The organism is Nocardia uniformis NBRC 13702 (assembly GCF_001613345.1).
In the GTDB taxonomy this organism is placed as follows: Bacteria; Actinomycetota; Actinomycetes; order Mycobacteriales; family Mycobacteriaceae; genus Nocardia; species Nocardia uniformis.
The window spans coordinates 12,729-29,405 of the sequence record NZ_BDCE01000070.1 but is presented as its reverse complement, the minus strand read 5'-3'; the positions used below and the strand labels follow the sequence as shown (position 1 = coordinate 29,405).

Sequence of the window (16,677 nt, the reverse complement as noted above, 5' to 3'; positions counted from 1 at the left end):
GGCAGTGATCGCGGGACTGTTGCTGTTCGTGAGCTTCCCGCCGCGGACGCTGTGGTTCATCGCCCCTGTCGGCATCGCGATACTCACCCTCACCGTGCGTGGAAACGGCCGCCTGCGTGGGGGATTCGGGTACGGGATGCTCGCCGGGCTCGGGTTCTTCCTGCCGCTGCTGCCGTGGACCGGGATCTATGTGGGGCCGGTGCCGTGGTTGGCGCTGTCGGTGGTGTGCGCGGTGTATGTCGGGCTCTTCGGCATGGTCGCCCGACTGGTCGGGCGGTTGCCGGGCTGGCCGCTGTGGGTGGCTGCGGGATGGTCGCTGACCGAGTGGTTGCGGGCCAGTTTTCCGTTCGGTGGATTTCCCTGGGGGAGGCTGGCTTTCGGGCAGGGCGACGGCTGGTTTCTGTCGTTTGCCATGGTCGGTGGCGCGCCGCTGCTCAGTTTCCTGGTGGCGCTGACCGGAACCGGGGTGGCGTGGATCGTGCTGCGGCTGTGGCGCTCGCGCGGCGCGGATGCCGAAGCCGCTAACTCTCCGCGTCTTTCCAGCTGGGGGACTTTGCGTCTCATATCGTGGAACCGAATTATTGTCGCGGCAATTGTTGTGGCTATCATTCCTGTCACCGGAGTGATCCTCCGGCCCGCGCTGCCCGGCCCGGAGGACGGCAACCGGCCGATCACGGTCGCCGCGATCCAGGGCAGCGTGCCGCGCCTGGGACTCGATTTCAATGCCCAGCGCCGCGCGGTGCTCGACAATCACGTCAGGCGCACCGAGGAGCTGGCCCGCGAGGTGGCCGCCGGACGCGCCCCGCAGCCGGATGTGGTGATCTGGCCGGAGAATTCGTCGGATATCGACCCGCTGCGCAACCCGGATGCCGCCGCCCTCATCACCCGGGCCTCCGCGGAGATCAAAGCTCCCATCCTGGTCGGCGCGGTGCTGGTGAATTCCGATCGCACCACCACCAATTCGGTCATGGTGTGGGACGGCGCGAACGGGCCGATCGACCGGCACGACAAGAAAATCATCCAGCCCTTCGGCGAATACCTGCCCTATCGCGAGTTCTTCCGGCACTTCTCCGAATATGCCGACCGCGCCGGGTATTTCGTCCCCGGCCACGGTGACGGCGTCGTCGCGGTCCCGACCGCCCGCGCCGGAATCGTCGACATCGGCGTCGCCACCTGCTACGAGGTGGCCTTCGACCGCGCCTTCTCCGATGCCGTCCGCGCGGGCGCGCAGCTGCTCACGGTGCCCACCAATAACGCCACCTTCGGCAAGAGTGAGATGACCTATCAGCAATTGGCCATGTCGCGGGTGCGCGCGGTCGAGCACGGCCGCGCCCTCATCGTCTCCGCTACCACCGGCGTGAGCGCGATAATCGGCGCCGACGGGCGAATTCAACAGCAGACTGGCCAGTTCGTTCCGGCCGCCCTGGTCGCCACGGTGCCGCTGCGCGAGGACTCGACACTTGCCACGCGGATCGGACCCGCACCGGAAGTGCTGTTGTGTATTCTGGCCGCGGCCGCCATAGCGGTGGCAGCGATCCGTCGGCGAACCCCCACCCCCGCGACGCCGACCGACCAGGACGCAGTCGGGTAACCACCCGGCTCCAATAATCGGGGCGACCCCGTACCTGCCGTGGGTACCGGGCCGTCCGAGCGGTGAACCACCCGTGACGTTCGTGGTGGCGGAGCGAATGAGGGTCGCCCGCCCGGCTCGCCAAGTTTGATTCGCCAGCTCTTAGCTAGTGCGATCATAACCTGTCCGAATTGCCGGAGGAAAATTCCGAATTGCCGGAACTCTACCCCTATTTCCCGTGCTAGATCCCGAAATCGCGAGGTTTGCGGTGAATTAGCCATTGAATAACTAACTCCGCCAACGACGTTCGTTGCCGGACAACTCGAGATCACTACCGATCCAGTCGGCGTGATGCTCCGAATCATAGGTCGTGGATCACGTCCTACGGCTCGCGCGTGCGCGCGTCAGCCGCAGTGTCGGGCCGCGGTGCTCGGGGAGTTGCGTCAACAGCGGCAGATTGGAGTGATTGATGAGTTCATTGGCCACGGATCGCGTCGACCAATGTTCATCCGGTGAATTCTCAGCACAACCATTCGCGCTCTCACCCGCGCAATCGGCCCTCTGGTATGCCCAGCGAATTCGGCCCGACGTCCCCCTCACCATCGCGCAGTACGTCGAGATCCACGGCGACCTCGATGCGGGTCGACTGTTGTACGCCATCGAACGCTTCGGCAGCGAAACCCAGGTGGGCCATGTGCGTTTGGTGGAGATCGATGGGGTGCCGCATCAGGTGGTCGATCCCACCTGGCGGCCGGGCTGGGCACGAATCGACCTGCGAGATGAACCGGATCCGCGCGCGGCGGCCCTGGCATGGATGAACGAGCACGCCAGCTCACCCATTGATATCGAACACGATCCGCTCACCATCAATGTGGTGCTGCGCACCGGGGATTCGGAATACCTCTGGTACACCCGCGGCCACCACATCGTGATCGACGGGTACGGCGCGATGAACGCCACCACCCGCACGGCGGAGATCTACAGCGCGCTGGAGAATCAGACCGAACCGGTGGTGTCCCGCGCGACGCCCCTGTCCTCTATATACGCGGACGAATCCCGCTACCGCGAAACCAGCCGATTCCGCAAGGACGGCGACTACTGGCGCGAACAACTCGACGGCGTGGGCGATCCGATCACCCTGTCCGCCACCGGCACCGTCGCACCGGTCGCCGACGCGGGCCGCCGCACCGCCGCCGCGGTCCTCACCCCCGGGCTCGAAGAAGCGGTCCAGGCGCGGGCAACGGCCTTGGACAGCAATAGCTCCACGCTGTTCGTCGCCGCGCTGGCCTGCTATGTCCGCGGCGTCACCGGCAATCAGGATGTGGTGCTGAGCCTGCCCGTCTCCGCTCGCACCACCGTGGCGCTGCGGCGTTCGGCCGGTGTCGTCTCCAATGTGGTCCCGCTGCGCGTGAAGTTCGGCGACCACAGCACCGTGGCCGATACCGTGCGCGCGGTCGAATTGCAGATCACCGGTGCCCTGCGGCATCAGCGCTACCGCAGTGACGATATTCGCCGAGACTGCGGCTACTCGCGGGACTCCCGCGGCTTCTTCGGGCCGATGGTCAATATCATGCTGTTCCACAGCGAATTGAACTTCGGCAGCCTGGTGGGCTCGCTCAATGTGCTCTCCACCGGACCGGTCGAAGATCTGTCGATCAACCTCTACAACGGTGCGGGCGGCCGCACCCACATCGACTTCGAGGCCAATCCGCGGCTCTACAACCCGGCCGAATTGACCACCCACCACAGTCGATTCCTCGATTTCCTGGACCGCTTCCTGGCCGCCGATCCGGGCACCGCCGTCACCACGCTGCCGGTACTCACCGATGACGAACGCGATCGCGTACTGCGCGAATGGAATTCGACCCAGGTGGCGCGCCAGGAGGGCACCCTCGCCGGACTGTTCGCCGACCGGGCCGCTATGTGCCCGAACCGGGTAGCCCTCGAATACGAGGACGAGACCCTCACCTACTCCGCCCTCGACGAGCGCGCGAACCGCCTCGCCCGCGAACTCATCGAGCGCGGCGCCGGGCCCGATACCGTGGTGGGCCTGGCCATTCGGCGCAGTACGGACCTGCTCATCGGTATGTACGCCGTCATCAAGGCCGGTGCCGCGTACCTGCCCATCGATCCGGATCACCCGGCCGACCGCATCGGGCAGATGCTGGAGCAGGCGCAGCCGCTGTGCGTGCTCACCACCACGCGAGACGGCCTCGAATTGCCGACCACCGCGCGCTTCGATATCGACACCGCGGACCTGTCCGCGCACAGCCCGCGCCCGGTGGCCGATGCCGACCGTCGTGCCGCACTGCGCTCGGACCACCTGGCCTATGTCATCTTCACCTCCGGCTCCACCGGACGGCCCAAGGGTGTCGGCGTCAGCCATGCCGCCATCGTGAACCGGCTGCGCTGGATGCAACACGCCTACCCGCTCGACAGTGGCGATGTGGTGTTGCAGAAGACACCCGCCACCTTCGACGTCTCGGTGTGGGAGTTCTTCTGGCCCTTGCAGATCGGGGCGCGCCTGGTCATCGCCGCACCGGACGGGCATCGCGATCCGGCCTATCTGGCGCGGGTCATCGCCGAGAAGGGCGTCACCACCGCCCATTTCGTACCGTCCATGCTGTCGGTCTTCCTCACCGATACCGATGTGCGCGGGTGCACCGGACTGAAGCAGGTCTTCTGCAGTGGTGAGGCTCTGCCCACCGCCACCGTCACCGAATTCCATACCGCCCTGGGGACCGGCACCGACGCACCGCGATTGCACAATCTCTACGGCCCCACCGAGGCCGCCGTGGACGTCACCGCCTGGCATTGCGTACCCGGCGAGGCCGTGGTGCCCATCGGCTCACCCATCTGGAATACCCGCACCTACGTGCTGGATTCGAGGATGCAGCCGGTCGCACCCGGCGTCATCGGCGAGCTGTACCTGGCGGGTGTGCAGCTGGCCCGCGGCTATCTGGGCCGTCCGGCGCTGACCGGGGACCGATTCGTCGCCAATCCGTTCCTCCCCGGTGCGCGCATGTACCGCACCGGCGATCTGGTGCGCTGGCGCGTCGGACGCATCGGCGTACTGGAATACCTGGGTCGCAGCGATTTTCAGGTCAAGATCCGCGGCCTGCGCATCGAACTCGGGGATATCGAGAATGCCCTGCTCGCGGACCCGCGGGTCGCGCGCACGATCTGTGTGGCGCGGCATGGCCGCGGTGGTGACGAACTGGTCGGCTATGTGGTGGCCGCGCCGTGCGTGACCGAACTCGATACCGCCGAACTCGGCGCCGGTCTCAAGGTCCTGCTGCCCAGTTATATGGTGCCGTCGGTGCTCATGGTGCTCGATGAATTACCGCTCAGCGCCAATGGCAAGGTCGATCGCCGGGCCCTGCCGGAACCGGACGCGGCCGCACGGCGATCCGCCCCGGCTGCGGTCGCGCCGCGCACCGAGGTGGAACGACGACTCACCGGCATTTTCGCCGAGATGCTCGGCACCGACGAGATCGGCGTGGGAGACAGCTTCTTCGACCACGGCGGTAACTCGCTGAGTGCCGCCCGGGTCGTCGCCCGCATCAATGCCGCGCTCGGTGGCGCGCTCACCATTCGCGACCTGTTCGAACATTCGACGGTCGCGGCCCTGGCGGCCCGCTTCGACGGGCACAGCCCGGACAACTCCTCACCGAAACTGCTGGCAAGCCCGCGGCCGGAGCGGATTCCGCTGTCGCAGGCACAGCAGCGACTGTGGATCCTCAACCGCTTCGCCGAACACGCCGCCGCCTACAATATGCCCCTGGCGGTGGAACTGACCGGGGCCCTCGATATCTCGGCGCTGCGCGCCGGGCTGCTCGATGTGCTGGAACGGCACGAAAGCCTGCGCACCACCTTCCCGGATTCCCCGGACGGACCGTGCCAGCTGGTGCATCCGGCCTCGGAGATCCCACTGGCCCTCGACCCCATCGACGCCACCGACGACGATGTCGTCGAATTGGCGCGCGAATACGCCGGATACGGATTCGATCTGCGCAGCCAGGCCCCGATTCGGGTGGCGCTGTACACGACCGGACCCGACCGGCACGTCTTCCTCATGGTGCTGCATCACATCAGCGGCGACGGCTGGTCCATCGCGCCGCTGGCCCGCGACATCATGTCCGCGGTCGCCGCCCGCACCACCGGAACCGCGCCGCAGTGGCAGCCGCTGCCGGTGCAGTACGCGGATTTCGCGCTCTGGCAGCGCGAATTGCTCGGCGACGAATCCGATCCGGCGTCGGCGCTGTCGCGTCAGCTCGCCCATTGGCGGGCGGAGCTGGCGGACCTGCCCGACCAGTTGGATCTGCCACTGGACCGCCCGCGGCCGCGGCAGCGGTCCGCCGAGGGTGGCCGCGTCGAATTCACGATCGCCGCCGAAACCCGGCGCGCCATCGCGACATTGGCGCACGAGCGCGGTGTCAGCACGTTCATGGTGCTGCACGCCGCGCTGGCCTCGGTGCTGTCGCGACTGTGCAACACCACCGATATCGCCATCGGCACCCCCATCGCGGGCCGCTCCGATCCGGCCCTCGACGACCTCGTCGGCATGTTCGTCAACACCCTGGTGCTGCGCACCCGGGTGGATCCGGCCGCCGGATTCGACCAGATGCTCACCGAGGTCCGCGATACCGACCTCGACGCCTTCGCCAATGCCGACGTACCGTTCGAACGCCTCGTCGAGGTGGTCAATCCGGAACGCTCCGCCGCCCGGCATCCGCTGTTCCAGGTCATGCTGTCCTACGACAGCACCCCGGAGCTGCGCATCGACCTGCCCGGACTGTCGGCGTGCGTGGTACCCATGCCGATGGAACTGGCCAAATTCGATCTGCAGCTCACCGTGCACGAACCCGGTGGTAGAGCTGGAGCGGGCAGTACATCCGATATCGACGACGGGCCGCTCGTCGCGGAATTCGGTTATGCCGCCGATGTTTTCGACCGCACCACGGTGCAGGCCATTGCCCGCCGCTTCACCGCCGTGCTGACGGCCGCGGTCGCCGACCCGACCGTGCCCGTCGGAGATCTGCCGATTCTGGACGCCCGCGAAACCACGAAACTGGTGCCCATCATGGGTTCCCCGGCCGAACCGGCCGTGACCCTCGCCCGCCTGCTCGCCGATACCGCCGAGCGCGCCCCCGAAACGGTGGCGGTGCGCTACCTCGGCACCGACACCACCTACCGCGAACTAGACGAACGCTCCAACCGGCTGGCGCGCGTCCTCATCGAACACGGTGCCGGCCCGGAGGTGGTGGTGGCCATCGCGCTGCCCCGCACCCTCGACTGCATTCTCGCGGTGTGGTCGGTCGCCAAAACCGGTGCCGCCTATGTGCCCATCGACCCGGACTATCCGGCCGATCGCATCGGGCATATGCTCGCCGATTCCGGAGCCATGCTCGGGATCACCGATCCGGAATACCACAGCACCATGCCGGATTGGCCGAGTAACCGTGGCCGCCACCGCAAGTCGTACGTGGACTGGCTGCTGCTCGGCTCGGACACCCTCGCCGCCGAGTGCGCGCGATTCCCGGTCACCCCGCTCACCGACACCGACCGATACCATCCGCTGCGCACCGCGCACCCGGCGTACCTCATCTACACCTCCGGGTCCACCGGTAAGCCCAAGGCCGTCGTGGTCACCCATGCCGGACTCGCCTCGCTGGCCCACGAGCAGATGAATCTGTTCCGGGTCACCGATACCGCACGCACCCTGCACTTCTCCTCACCCAGCTTCGACGCGTCCGTCCTCGAACTGCTGCTCGGCTTCGCGGCCGGGGCCACCATTGTGGTCGCCCCCGCGGGCATGTTCGGCGGCGCGGAACTGGCGCGACTGCTGCGCACCGAACGGGTGACGCACGCCTTCATCACCCCCGCCGCGCTCGCCACCGTGCCGCCGGACGACCTCGACGATCTCGAGGCCGTCATTGTCGGCGGCGAAGCCTGCCCGGAGGATCTGGTCCGCGTCTGGACCGATCCGCGGGCACGCGGTGGCGCGGGCCGGCACATGCACAATATGTACGGCCCCTCGGAGGCCACCGTCGCCGCCACCGCCACCGGACCCATGGTGGCCGGAGCGCCGGTGCCGATCGGTCTGCCGGTGCGCGGTATGCGGCTGTTCGTCCTCGACGGTCGCCTGCATCCGGTACCGCCGGGGGTCGCGGGTGAGCTGTACCTGTCCGGCCCCGGTCTGGCGCGCGGCTACCTCGGGCGACTCGCCCTGACCGCCCAGCGGTTCCCGGCCAACCCGCACGGTCGGCGCGGTGAACGCATGTACCGCACCGGCGATCTCGTGGTCGCCGACGGCACCGGGCAGCTGCGCTTCCTCGGCCGCGCCGACGATCAGATCAAGATCCGCGGCTTCCGCATCGAACTGCGTGAAATCGACCATGTACTGCGCTCGCACCCCGGAGTCGCCTTCGCGCTCACCGTGGTACACAACGGCGACCGCGGAAATCCGCGCCTGGTCAGCTATCTCACCGCCGAGGACGAACTCGATACCGCCGCCGTCCTCGACACCGCGCGCGGTCGACTGCCCGGCTATATGGTGCCCGCCGCGGTCGTCGTCCTCGAGACCGTGCCGGTCACCCCGTCCGGCAAACTCGACCGGAAAGCGCTGCCCGCACCCGATTTCACCGCCGTCGCACCCTCGCGGGCGCCGGAAAGCGAGATGGAACAGCAGGTCGCGCAGGTCTTCGGCATGGTGCTCGGCACCCCGGTGCAGGGCGCGGACGACAATTTCTTCGATGTGGGCGGCAACTCGCTGCTCGCCACCCGGCTCACCGCCGCACTGCACACCGAATTCGGGGTGGAATTGCCGGTGCGGGCCATTTTCGAGGCCCCGACCGTGGCCGGGGTGGCCGCACGCCTGGCGGAAGCGCCCCGGACGCAGCGGGCGGCGCTGGCGGTGCATACCCCGCGTCCGGAACGCATCCCCCTGTCGCTGCCGCAGCAGCGACTGTGGTTCCTCAATAGGTATTCTCCCCAATCCAGCGCCTACAACATCGCGTTCGCGCTGCGGATCAGCGGCGATCTGGATATCGCCGCCCTACACGCGGCACTGGCCGACCTGGTCGACCGGCACGAGGTGCTGCGCACCGTCTTCGCCGACGACGGCGCGGGCGCACACCAGGTGGTCCTCGATACCGAACGCTGCCTGCCCGTACTCGCGGCCGAGGAGACCGCCGAGCCGGACGTCGAGGTGGCACTGCACGATCTCGCACAGCGCGGCTTCGACCTGTCCCATGAGATTCCGCTGCGCATCAGCCTGCTGCGCACCGGACCGCAACGCCATGTGCTCGGTATCGTGCTGCACCACATTGCCGCCGACGGCTGGTCGCTCGGACCGCTGACCCGCGATCTGGCCAATGCCTACACGGCACGACGCGGGGGAGCGGCTCCGGTCTGGCCGCCACTGCCCGTGCAGTACGCGGACTTCAGCCTGTGGCAGCGCGAATGCCTCGGCGCGGACACCGATCCCGACAGCACCGCCGCCATCCAGCTCGGCTACTGGCGCCACGCGCTGGCGGATCTGCCGGAGGAACTGCCACTGCCCTACGATCGGCCGCGTCCCAGCGAGCCGTCCCAGCGGGCCGCGGCGGTACGGTTCGAGGTGCCCGAGGCGCTGCAGGCGCGACTGTCGGAAATCGCGCGCGCCCACGGTGTTTCGACCTTCATGATGGTGCGCTCCGCGCTCGCGGTACTGCTGCGCATAGTCACCGGGGGCCGCGACATCGTGATCGGTACCCCGGTCGCCGGCCGCACCGATACCCGGCTCGACGATCTCGTCGGCATGTTCGTCAACACCCTGGTACTGCGTTCCGATGTGGATCCGGACCGGCATTTCAGCGAATTGCTGCAGGCCGACCGCGATACCGAACTCGCCGCCATGGCCAATGCCGAGGTGCCGTTCGAACGGGTGGTGGAAGAGGTCGGCGGCAGTGTGGGCGGAACCCGTCCGCTGCTGCAGGTGGCGCTCACCGTGCAGGACACCCCGCCGCCACCGCTGCAATTGCCCGGACTCGGGCTCGCGGCCGAAGAACTCGATATCGCGCTCGCCAAATTCGATCTGGAGCTGCGCGTCCTGCCCGGCGCGGATGCCGAGCAGCGGGCCTTCGAATTCGTCTACGCCACCGAACTTTTCGACCGGCAGTCGGTGGAAACCCTGGCCGAGCGTCTGGTTCGGGTCTTCGAGGCCATCGGTATCGACCCGCGGGTGCGGATTCGCGATATCGACGCCCGCACCGATACCGAATGCGAAATGCTCACCCCCGCCTGGGGTCCCGCACCGGAACCGCAGTGCAGTCTGGCCGCCTACTTCGCGGCCACCGCGCACCTCAATCCCGATCGGGTCTTCCTGCGCGCCGCCGACGCCGAACTCACCTACGAGGAGGCCGACGCCTACTCCGATCGTCTGGCGCGCGTCCTCATCGGCCGGGGGTTCGGCCCCGGTGACCGGGTGGCACTGGGGCTCACCCGTTCCATCGAATCGGTACTCACCGTGCTGGCCGTGGCCAAGGCCGGAGCGGCCTTCGTCCCGGTGGACCCCAACTATCCGGCCGACCGGGCACGGCATATGCTCGCCGACTCCGGCTGCCGGGTCGGTGTCAGCATGTCCGACCACGCCACCCGGCTCGAGACCGCGGCCGCCGGCCTCGCCATCGAATGGCTGCAGCTCGACGATCCCGGACTGACCGCCGAACTCGAGGTCGCCGAGGGCGGACCCATCACCGATATGGACCGGGTCGCCACGCTGTGGACCGGGGATCTGGCCTACGTCATCTACACCTCCGGTTCCACCGGAAAACCCAAGGGTGTCGCGGTCACGCACGGCGGTCTGTCCAATTTCGCCGATGAGATCCGTGAGCGCATGCGAGTCGACCGCGATTCGCGCACCATGCATTTCTCGTCACCGAGCTTCGACGCCGCCATCTTCGATCTGCTCCTGGCGATCGGATCGGGGGCCAGCATGGTGATCTGCCCACCCGATATCTACGGTGGCGACGAACTCGCCGCGCTGATCGACCGGGAACAGGTCAGCCACACCTTCCTGACCCCGGCCGCGCTGTCCACCATCGACCGCGACCGTTGGGAGCTGCCGCGGCTGCGTTCGATCATGGTCGGCGGGGAAGCCTGCGGGCCGGAACTGGTGGCGCGCTGGGCACCGGGCCGCGCCCTGTTCAACGGCTACGGCCCGACCGAAACCACCGTCGTCATCAGCATTGCCGGACCCATGGTCCCCGGCGAACCGGTCACCATCGGCTCCCTGGTGCGCGGTGCCCGGGCCCTGGTACTCGACGAACGGCTGCGGCCCGTCCCCGTGGGCGTACCCGGTGAGCTGTACCTCGGCGGTATGGGGGTGGCCCGTGGCTACTTCGACCGATTCGAGCTCAGCGCGGCGCGTTTCGTGGCCGACCCGTACGGGCCGGAAGGCGCCCGCATGTACCGCACCGGCGATGTGGTGCGCTGGACCGCCGCCGGTGAGCTCAGCTACCTGGGGCGCAGCGACCATCAGGTGAAGGTGCGCGGATTCCGGATCGAACTCGGCGAGATCGATGCCGTCCTCACCTCGCACCTCGGAGTCCGGTTCGCGCACACCGAGGTTCGGCAGATCGCGGGCACCTCGCGCATTGTGTCCTTCCTGCTGCCCGCCGACGGCGCGGGTCTGGATCTGGAGACGCTGCGCGCCCACGCCGCCGCCCACCTGCCCTCCCATATGGTGCCGAGCAGCCTGACCCTGCTCGACCACATTCCGCTCACCCCGGTCGGCAAACTCGACCGCGACGCCCTGCCCGAACCCCAGGCCATCGCCGCCACCGCATCCCGCGCACCGGCGACCGATACCGAACGCCTGGTCGCGGAGGTGATGGCGGACCTGGTCGGGGTCGAGAACATCGGTGCCGACGACTCGTTCTTCGACATCGGTGGCAACTCCCTGCTCGCCACCCAGTTGGTGGCGCGCCTGGCCGCCGCCACCGGGGTGCGGCTGGAAGTGCGTGGCGTCTTCGCGGCACCGACCGTGGCCGGACTCGCCGCGCAGCTCGACGCGGGCACCGGATCCGGCGAGCTGCGGCCCGAACCGCGCAAACGCACCCGGCCGGAACGTATTCCATTGTCCGCGGCGCAGCGGCGACTGTGGTTCCTGGAGCGCTTCAATGCCTCCGGGGACGCGGAAACCCTTGGCGCGTACAACATTCCGGTCGCCCTGCGCATGCGGGGCGAATTGGATGTGATCGCCCTGCGCGCGGCGGTCCACGCCGTGCAGCGGCGCCACGAAACGCTGCGCACCGTATTCCCCGATGTCGAAGGCGAACCCACCCAGTTCGTCCTGGAAGCGGAGCACGCCGCTATCGCGCTGCCGATCCGCACCGTCACCGAGGACGGGGTCACCGCTGAAATCCAGCGGATCGCCGCCGCCGGATTCGACCTCGGCACCGAGGCTCCCCTGCGGGCCGAGGTACTGCGGCTGGCCACCGACGATCATGTGCTGGTCCTGGTGGTGCACCACATCGCCATGGACGGCTGGTCACTGCAACCCCTGGCCGCCGATGTGGCCGCGGCCTACCGCGCACACGCCACCGGACAGGTCCCGGACTGGCCGGAACTGCCGGTGCAGTACGCCGATTACACGCTGTGGCAGCAGGACGTCCTCGGTCGGGAGGAGGATCCGGAATCGGTGATCGGCCGGCAGCTCGACTACTGGCGCGGCGCGCTCGACGGTATTCCGGAACTGCTGCAGGTACCCGCCGACCGCCCGCGCCCACCGGTGCCGAGCTACCGCGGCGGCACCGTGGAATGCACCCTGGACGCCTTCACCCATCGGGAACTGCAGACCGTGGCCGCCGAACACGGCGTCACCATGTTCATGGTGCTGCACGCCGCGCTGGTGACCCTGCTGCACCGCCTCACCGCCGGTGACGACATCACCGTCGGTACACCCATCGCCGGGCGCGGTCACCCCGCGCTCGACCGGATGGTCGGCATGTTCGTCGGAACCCTGGTGCTGCGTAGCAAGGTCGGGGGCGGCGACACCTTCGCCGACCTGCTGCGCGCGGTGCGCGATACCGACCTGGAAGCCTTCGCGCACGCCGACGTGCCCTTCGAACGGCTCGTCGAGGTGCTCAATCCGGTGCGCTCGCAGGCGCACCACCCCATGTTCCAGGTCATGCTGTCGGTGCAGAACCAGCCGCTGCGGGTCCTGGAACTGCCCGGACTGCGTATCGAGGCCGACGACGCCGACCCCGGTATCGCCAAATTCGATCTGCAGTTCACCCTCACCGAGGCGTGGACCGCGCAGCGCGAACCCGACGGCATCACCGTCAATGTGAACTACGCGGAGGACCTGTTCGACGCCGACACCGCGACCCGGCTCGCACAACGATTCGTTCGGCTGCTGACCGCCGCCGCCGCGAATCCGGCCACCGCCGTGGGCGATCTGGAACTCCTGGAATCCGACGAATGGTCGGCGCTCGCGCCGGTACGCGGCATCGAACCGGGACGCCCCATAACCTTCCCGCAGGTGTTCGAGGCGGCTGCCGCCATCGATCGACAGGCCGTCGCGGTACGGGCGGCGGGCACCCAGATCTCCTACGACGCCCTCGACCGCTGGACCAACCGTCTGGCGCGGGTGCTCATCACACAGGGAGTGGGACCGGAAACCCTGGTCGCCATGGGCATTCCACGCTCCGCCGAATCGGTGGCCGTCATGCTGGCCATCGCCAAGGCGGGCGCCGCCTTCGTACCCGTCGATCCCAACTATCCCGAACACCGCATCGTCCATATGCTCACCGATTCCGGTGCGGCCATGGGCATCACCCTGGCGGCACACCGCCAGCACATGCCCGACGGCGCCAGCTGGACCGTGCTGGACGCACCGTCGTTCCGGCGGAAGGTCCTGGGAACCTCGGACGCGCCGATCACCGACGCGGACCGGATCCTGCCGCTGCGCATGGACAATCCGGCGTACGTGATCTACACCTCCGGCTCCACCGGCACCCCCAAGGGCGTCGTCGTCACCCACGGCGGTATCTCCAACTTCGCCGCCGAAACCGCGCAGCGCTTCGACGTGCATCCGGGATCGCGCGTATTGCATTTCGCCACACCGAGTTTCGACGCTGCCATGCTCGATATCCTGTTCGCGCTCGGCGGTGCCGCCACCCTGGTCCTCACACCGCCCGGCGTGGTGGGTGGCGAAGAGTTGGGGGAGGTGTTCCGGCAGGAGCGCATTACCCACGCGTTCATCACCACCTCCGCACTCGGCACCGTCGACCCGACCGATATCACCGATATGCGGCACATTCTGGTCGGTGGTGAGGCATTGCCGCCGGATCTGGTGCACCGCTGGTCCTCCGGCCCGGCCGGACGGCACCTGTACAACGTGTACGGGCCGACCGAAACCACCATCGTCACCGTGATCTCGGAGCCGATGGGAGACGGCGTGCCGATCACCATCGGCGGGCCCATCCGCGGCGTGAGCGCGGCCGTGCTCGACGGGCGACTGCATCCCACACCCGTCGGCGTCACCGGCGAACTGCAATTGGCCGGAACGGCTCTGGCACGTGGCTACCTGCACCGCCCCGGCCTCACCGCACAGCGATTCGTGGCCAACCCGTTCGGCAAGCCCGGCGAGCGCATGTACCGCACCGGTGACCTGGTGCGGTGGTGTGAGAACAACGGCCGGGTGCGCGACCTCGAATATGTGGGCCGCACCGACCATCAGGTGAAGATTCGCGGTTTCCGTATCGAACTCGGTGAGATCGACGCGGCGCTGTCGAAGCATCACGCGGTCGAATTCACGCACACCATCGGGCATCGCACCCCGGCGGGCGTCACGGCGCTGGTGTCGTATGTGAAACCGCGCAGCGGCACCGCGCCGACCGTGGTGGAACTGACCACCTTCCTGGCCGATCTGGTCCCGAATTACATGGTGCCGCAATCGATCATGCTGCTGGACCGGGTGCCGCTGTCACCGGTCGGCAAACTCGATCGCAAGGCACTGCCGGAACCGGTGTTCGCCGCTCGTGAGGGCTACCGCGCACCGTCCACACCCACCGAAGCGGCGCTGTGCGCGGCCTTCGCGGATGTGCTCGGCCTCGACCAGGTCGGCGTGGACGCCGGATTCTTCGAACTGGGCGGCAACTCGCTGCTGGCCACCAAGGTGGTCTCGCATCTGCGAACCGACGGTATCGCGCTGCCGGTACAGGCCATGTTCGGCGAATCCAGCCCGGCCGCCATCGCCCGCAAACTCCAAGAGGCACACGGGGATCTGGATGCCGTCCTCGCGGCGGCGCTGGAACCGGTCCTGCCGATTCGGACCGCCGCCACCTCGGAGCGGCCGCCGCTGTGGTGCGTGCATCCGGCCATCGGCCTGGCCTGGTGCTTCGCCGGACTGCTCGCGCATCTGCCGGGCGATCAGCCGCTGTACGGCCTGCAGGCACCGCACGTCAACGGCGCGGACAATCACAGCTCCGTGGCAGAGGCGGCGAGAAGCTATGTGGCGCAACTGAAGACCGTGCAGCCGGAGGGCCCCTACCACCTGGTGGGCTGGTCGCTCGGCGGGCTCATCGCCCACGAGATGGCGGTGCAGTTGCAGGACGCCGGGGACGAGGTCGCACTGCTGGGGCTGATGGACAGCTTCCAGCTGTCCGACGAACTCCTCGAACGCGGTATCCCGTCCATCGCGGACATCATCGGCGAATTCGGTAGCGACCTGCTCGGGGGCGATACCGATATCGACCCGCGGATGAATCTGCAGGAGGCGGCGGAGCTGCTGCGCAACCGGCCCGGACCGTTCGCGGCCCTCACCGTCGAACACCTGGAACGGCTCTACGTCGGCTGCACCAATGGCGTCACCCTCGCGCACGGCTTCCGGCCCCGCGTCTTCGCCGGCGACATGATCTTCTTCACCGCCGCCGACGACGAGATCAACCGGGCCCACCCGGACCGCAATGCCGACGCGTGGGAGCCGTATGTCACCGGCACCGTGCACGCCGAACTGGTCCGATGCCGGCACTCCGGGATGACCACGCCCGAATCGCTGTCCGTAATCGGACCGGTGCTGCGAGATCACCTCAGCGGCAAGGTCGCCGAGCGAGAGGATGCCCGATGAGTCTCGCGGTAGAGGTCACCGGACTTGTCAAGTGCTACGGCAAGATACGGGTGCTGGACGGGATCGACCTGGAAATCCCGGCCGGCACCGTCATGGGACTGCTCGGCCCCAATGGGGCGGGCAAAACCACCGCGGTGCGGATCGTCACCACCCTGCTCCGCCCGAGCGCCGGAACCGTCCGGGTCATGGGCGTGGACGCGTTGAAGGAGCCCGCGCGCGTCCGCACCCGGCTCGGTCTGTCCGGTCAGTACGCGGCGGTCGACGCCAACCTGTCCGGCTTCGAGAATCTGCGCATGGTGGCGCGGCTCTACGGTATGACCCATAAACAGGCCGCCACCCGCGCCGGCGAACTACTCGGTGCGCTCGGCCTCGAATACGCGGCCGGGCGGCGCGCCGGAACCTACTCCGGCGGTATGGCCCGGCGACTCGACCTGGCGGGCGCGCTCGTCTCCCGCCCGCCGGTCGTGGTACTCGACGAACCCACCACCGGCCTCGATCCGCGTGCCCGCCTCGATATGTGGCGTGTCATCGGCGAACTCGTCGATGACGGCACCACCGTCCTGCTCACCACGCAGTACCTGGAGGAAGCCGATCTGCTCGCCGACCGCATCACCGTGATCGACCGCGGCCGGGTCATCGCCCGCGGCTCCGCCGATGAACTCAAAACCTCCATCGGCGGCGACAAACTCACCGTCAGCCTCGCGGCCGGACAGGATCCGGAGCCGGCCATGAAGGTGCTGGCCGAAGTGGGTATCGGCGAACCGAAATACGAAGCCGGAGAGGACCAGATCGTGGTCGTCGTCGGCGACGGCACCCGCACCATGGTCGAGGCGCTGCGCCGACTCGACGACGCGAGCGTCCACGTGGTCGATGCCGCCGTGCACCGCCCCAGCCTCGATGACGTATTCCTCTCGCTCACCGGCAAATCCGCGTCCCGGAAATCGCTACCGCGGAGTACCGAGGTGCAGGAGGAGGTCCTGTCGTGACGTCG

3 protein-coding genes are annotated in these 16,677 nt (G+C 68.1%); all 3 read left to right on the top strand.

Translation table 11 applies throughout. The features are described from left to right. Positions 1 to 4: 4 nt before the first annotated feature. The 3 genes from lnt to NU1_RS25930 all read left to right on the top strand — a co-directional run bounded on the left by lnt (position 5) and on the right by NU1_RS25930 (position 16,672). Positions 5 to 1,591, top strand: coding sequence for an apolipoprotein N-acyltransferase (lnt, locus tag NU1_RS25940; RefSeq protein ID WP_371859839.1), 1,587 nt, complete (start codon positions 5 to 7; stop codon positions 1,589 to 1,591). 448 nt (positions 1,592 to 2,039) lie between these two features. Next, the gene (locus NU1_RS25935; RefSeq protein WP_084521810.1) at positions 2,040 to 15,686 is read left to right on the top strand and encodes a non-ribosomal peptide synthetase; all 13,647 of its coding nucleotides are present in this window, start codon (positions 2,040 to 2,042) and stop codon (positions 15,684 to 15,686) included. Beyond that, positions 15,683 to 16,672, top strand: a complete 990-nt coding sequence (locus NU1_RS25930) for an ATP-binding cassette domain-containing protein (protein WP_067525209.1) — start codon at positions 15,683 to 15,685, stop codon at positions 16,670 to 16,672. Before NU1_RS25935 ends, NU1_RS25930 begins: the two co-directional genes overlap by 4 nt. The last annotated feature ends 5 nt before the right edge of the window (positions 16,673 to 16,677 follow it).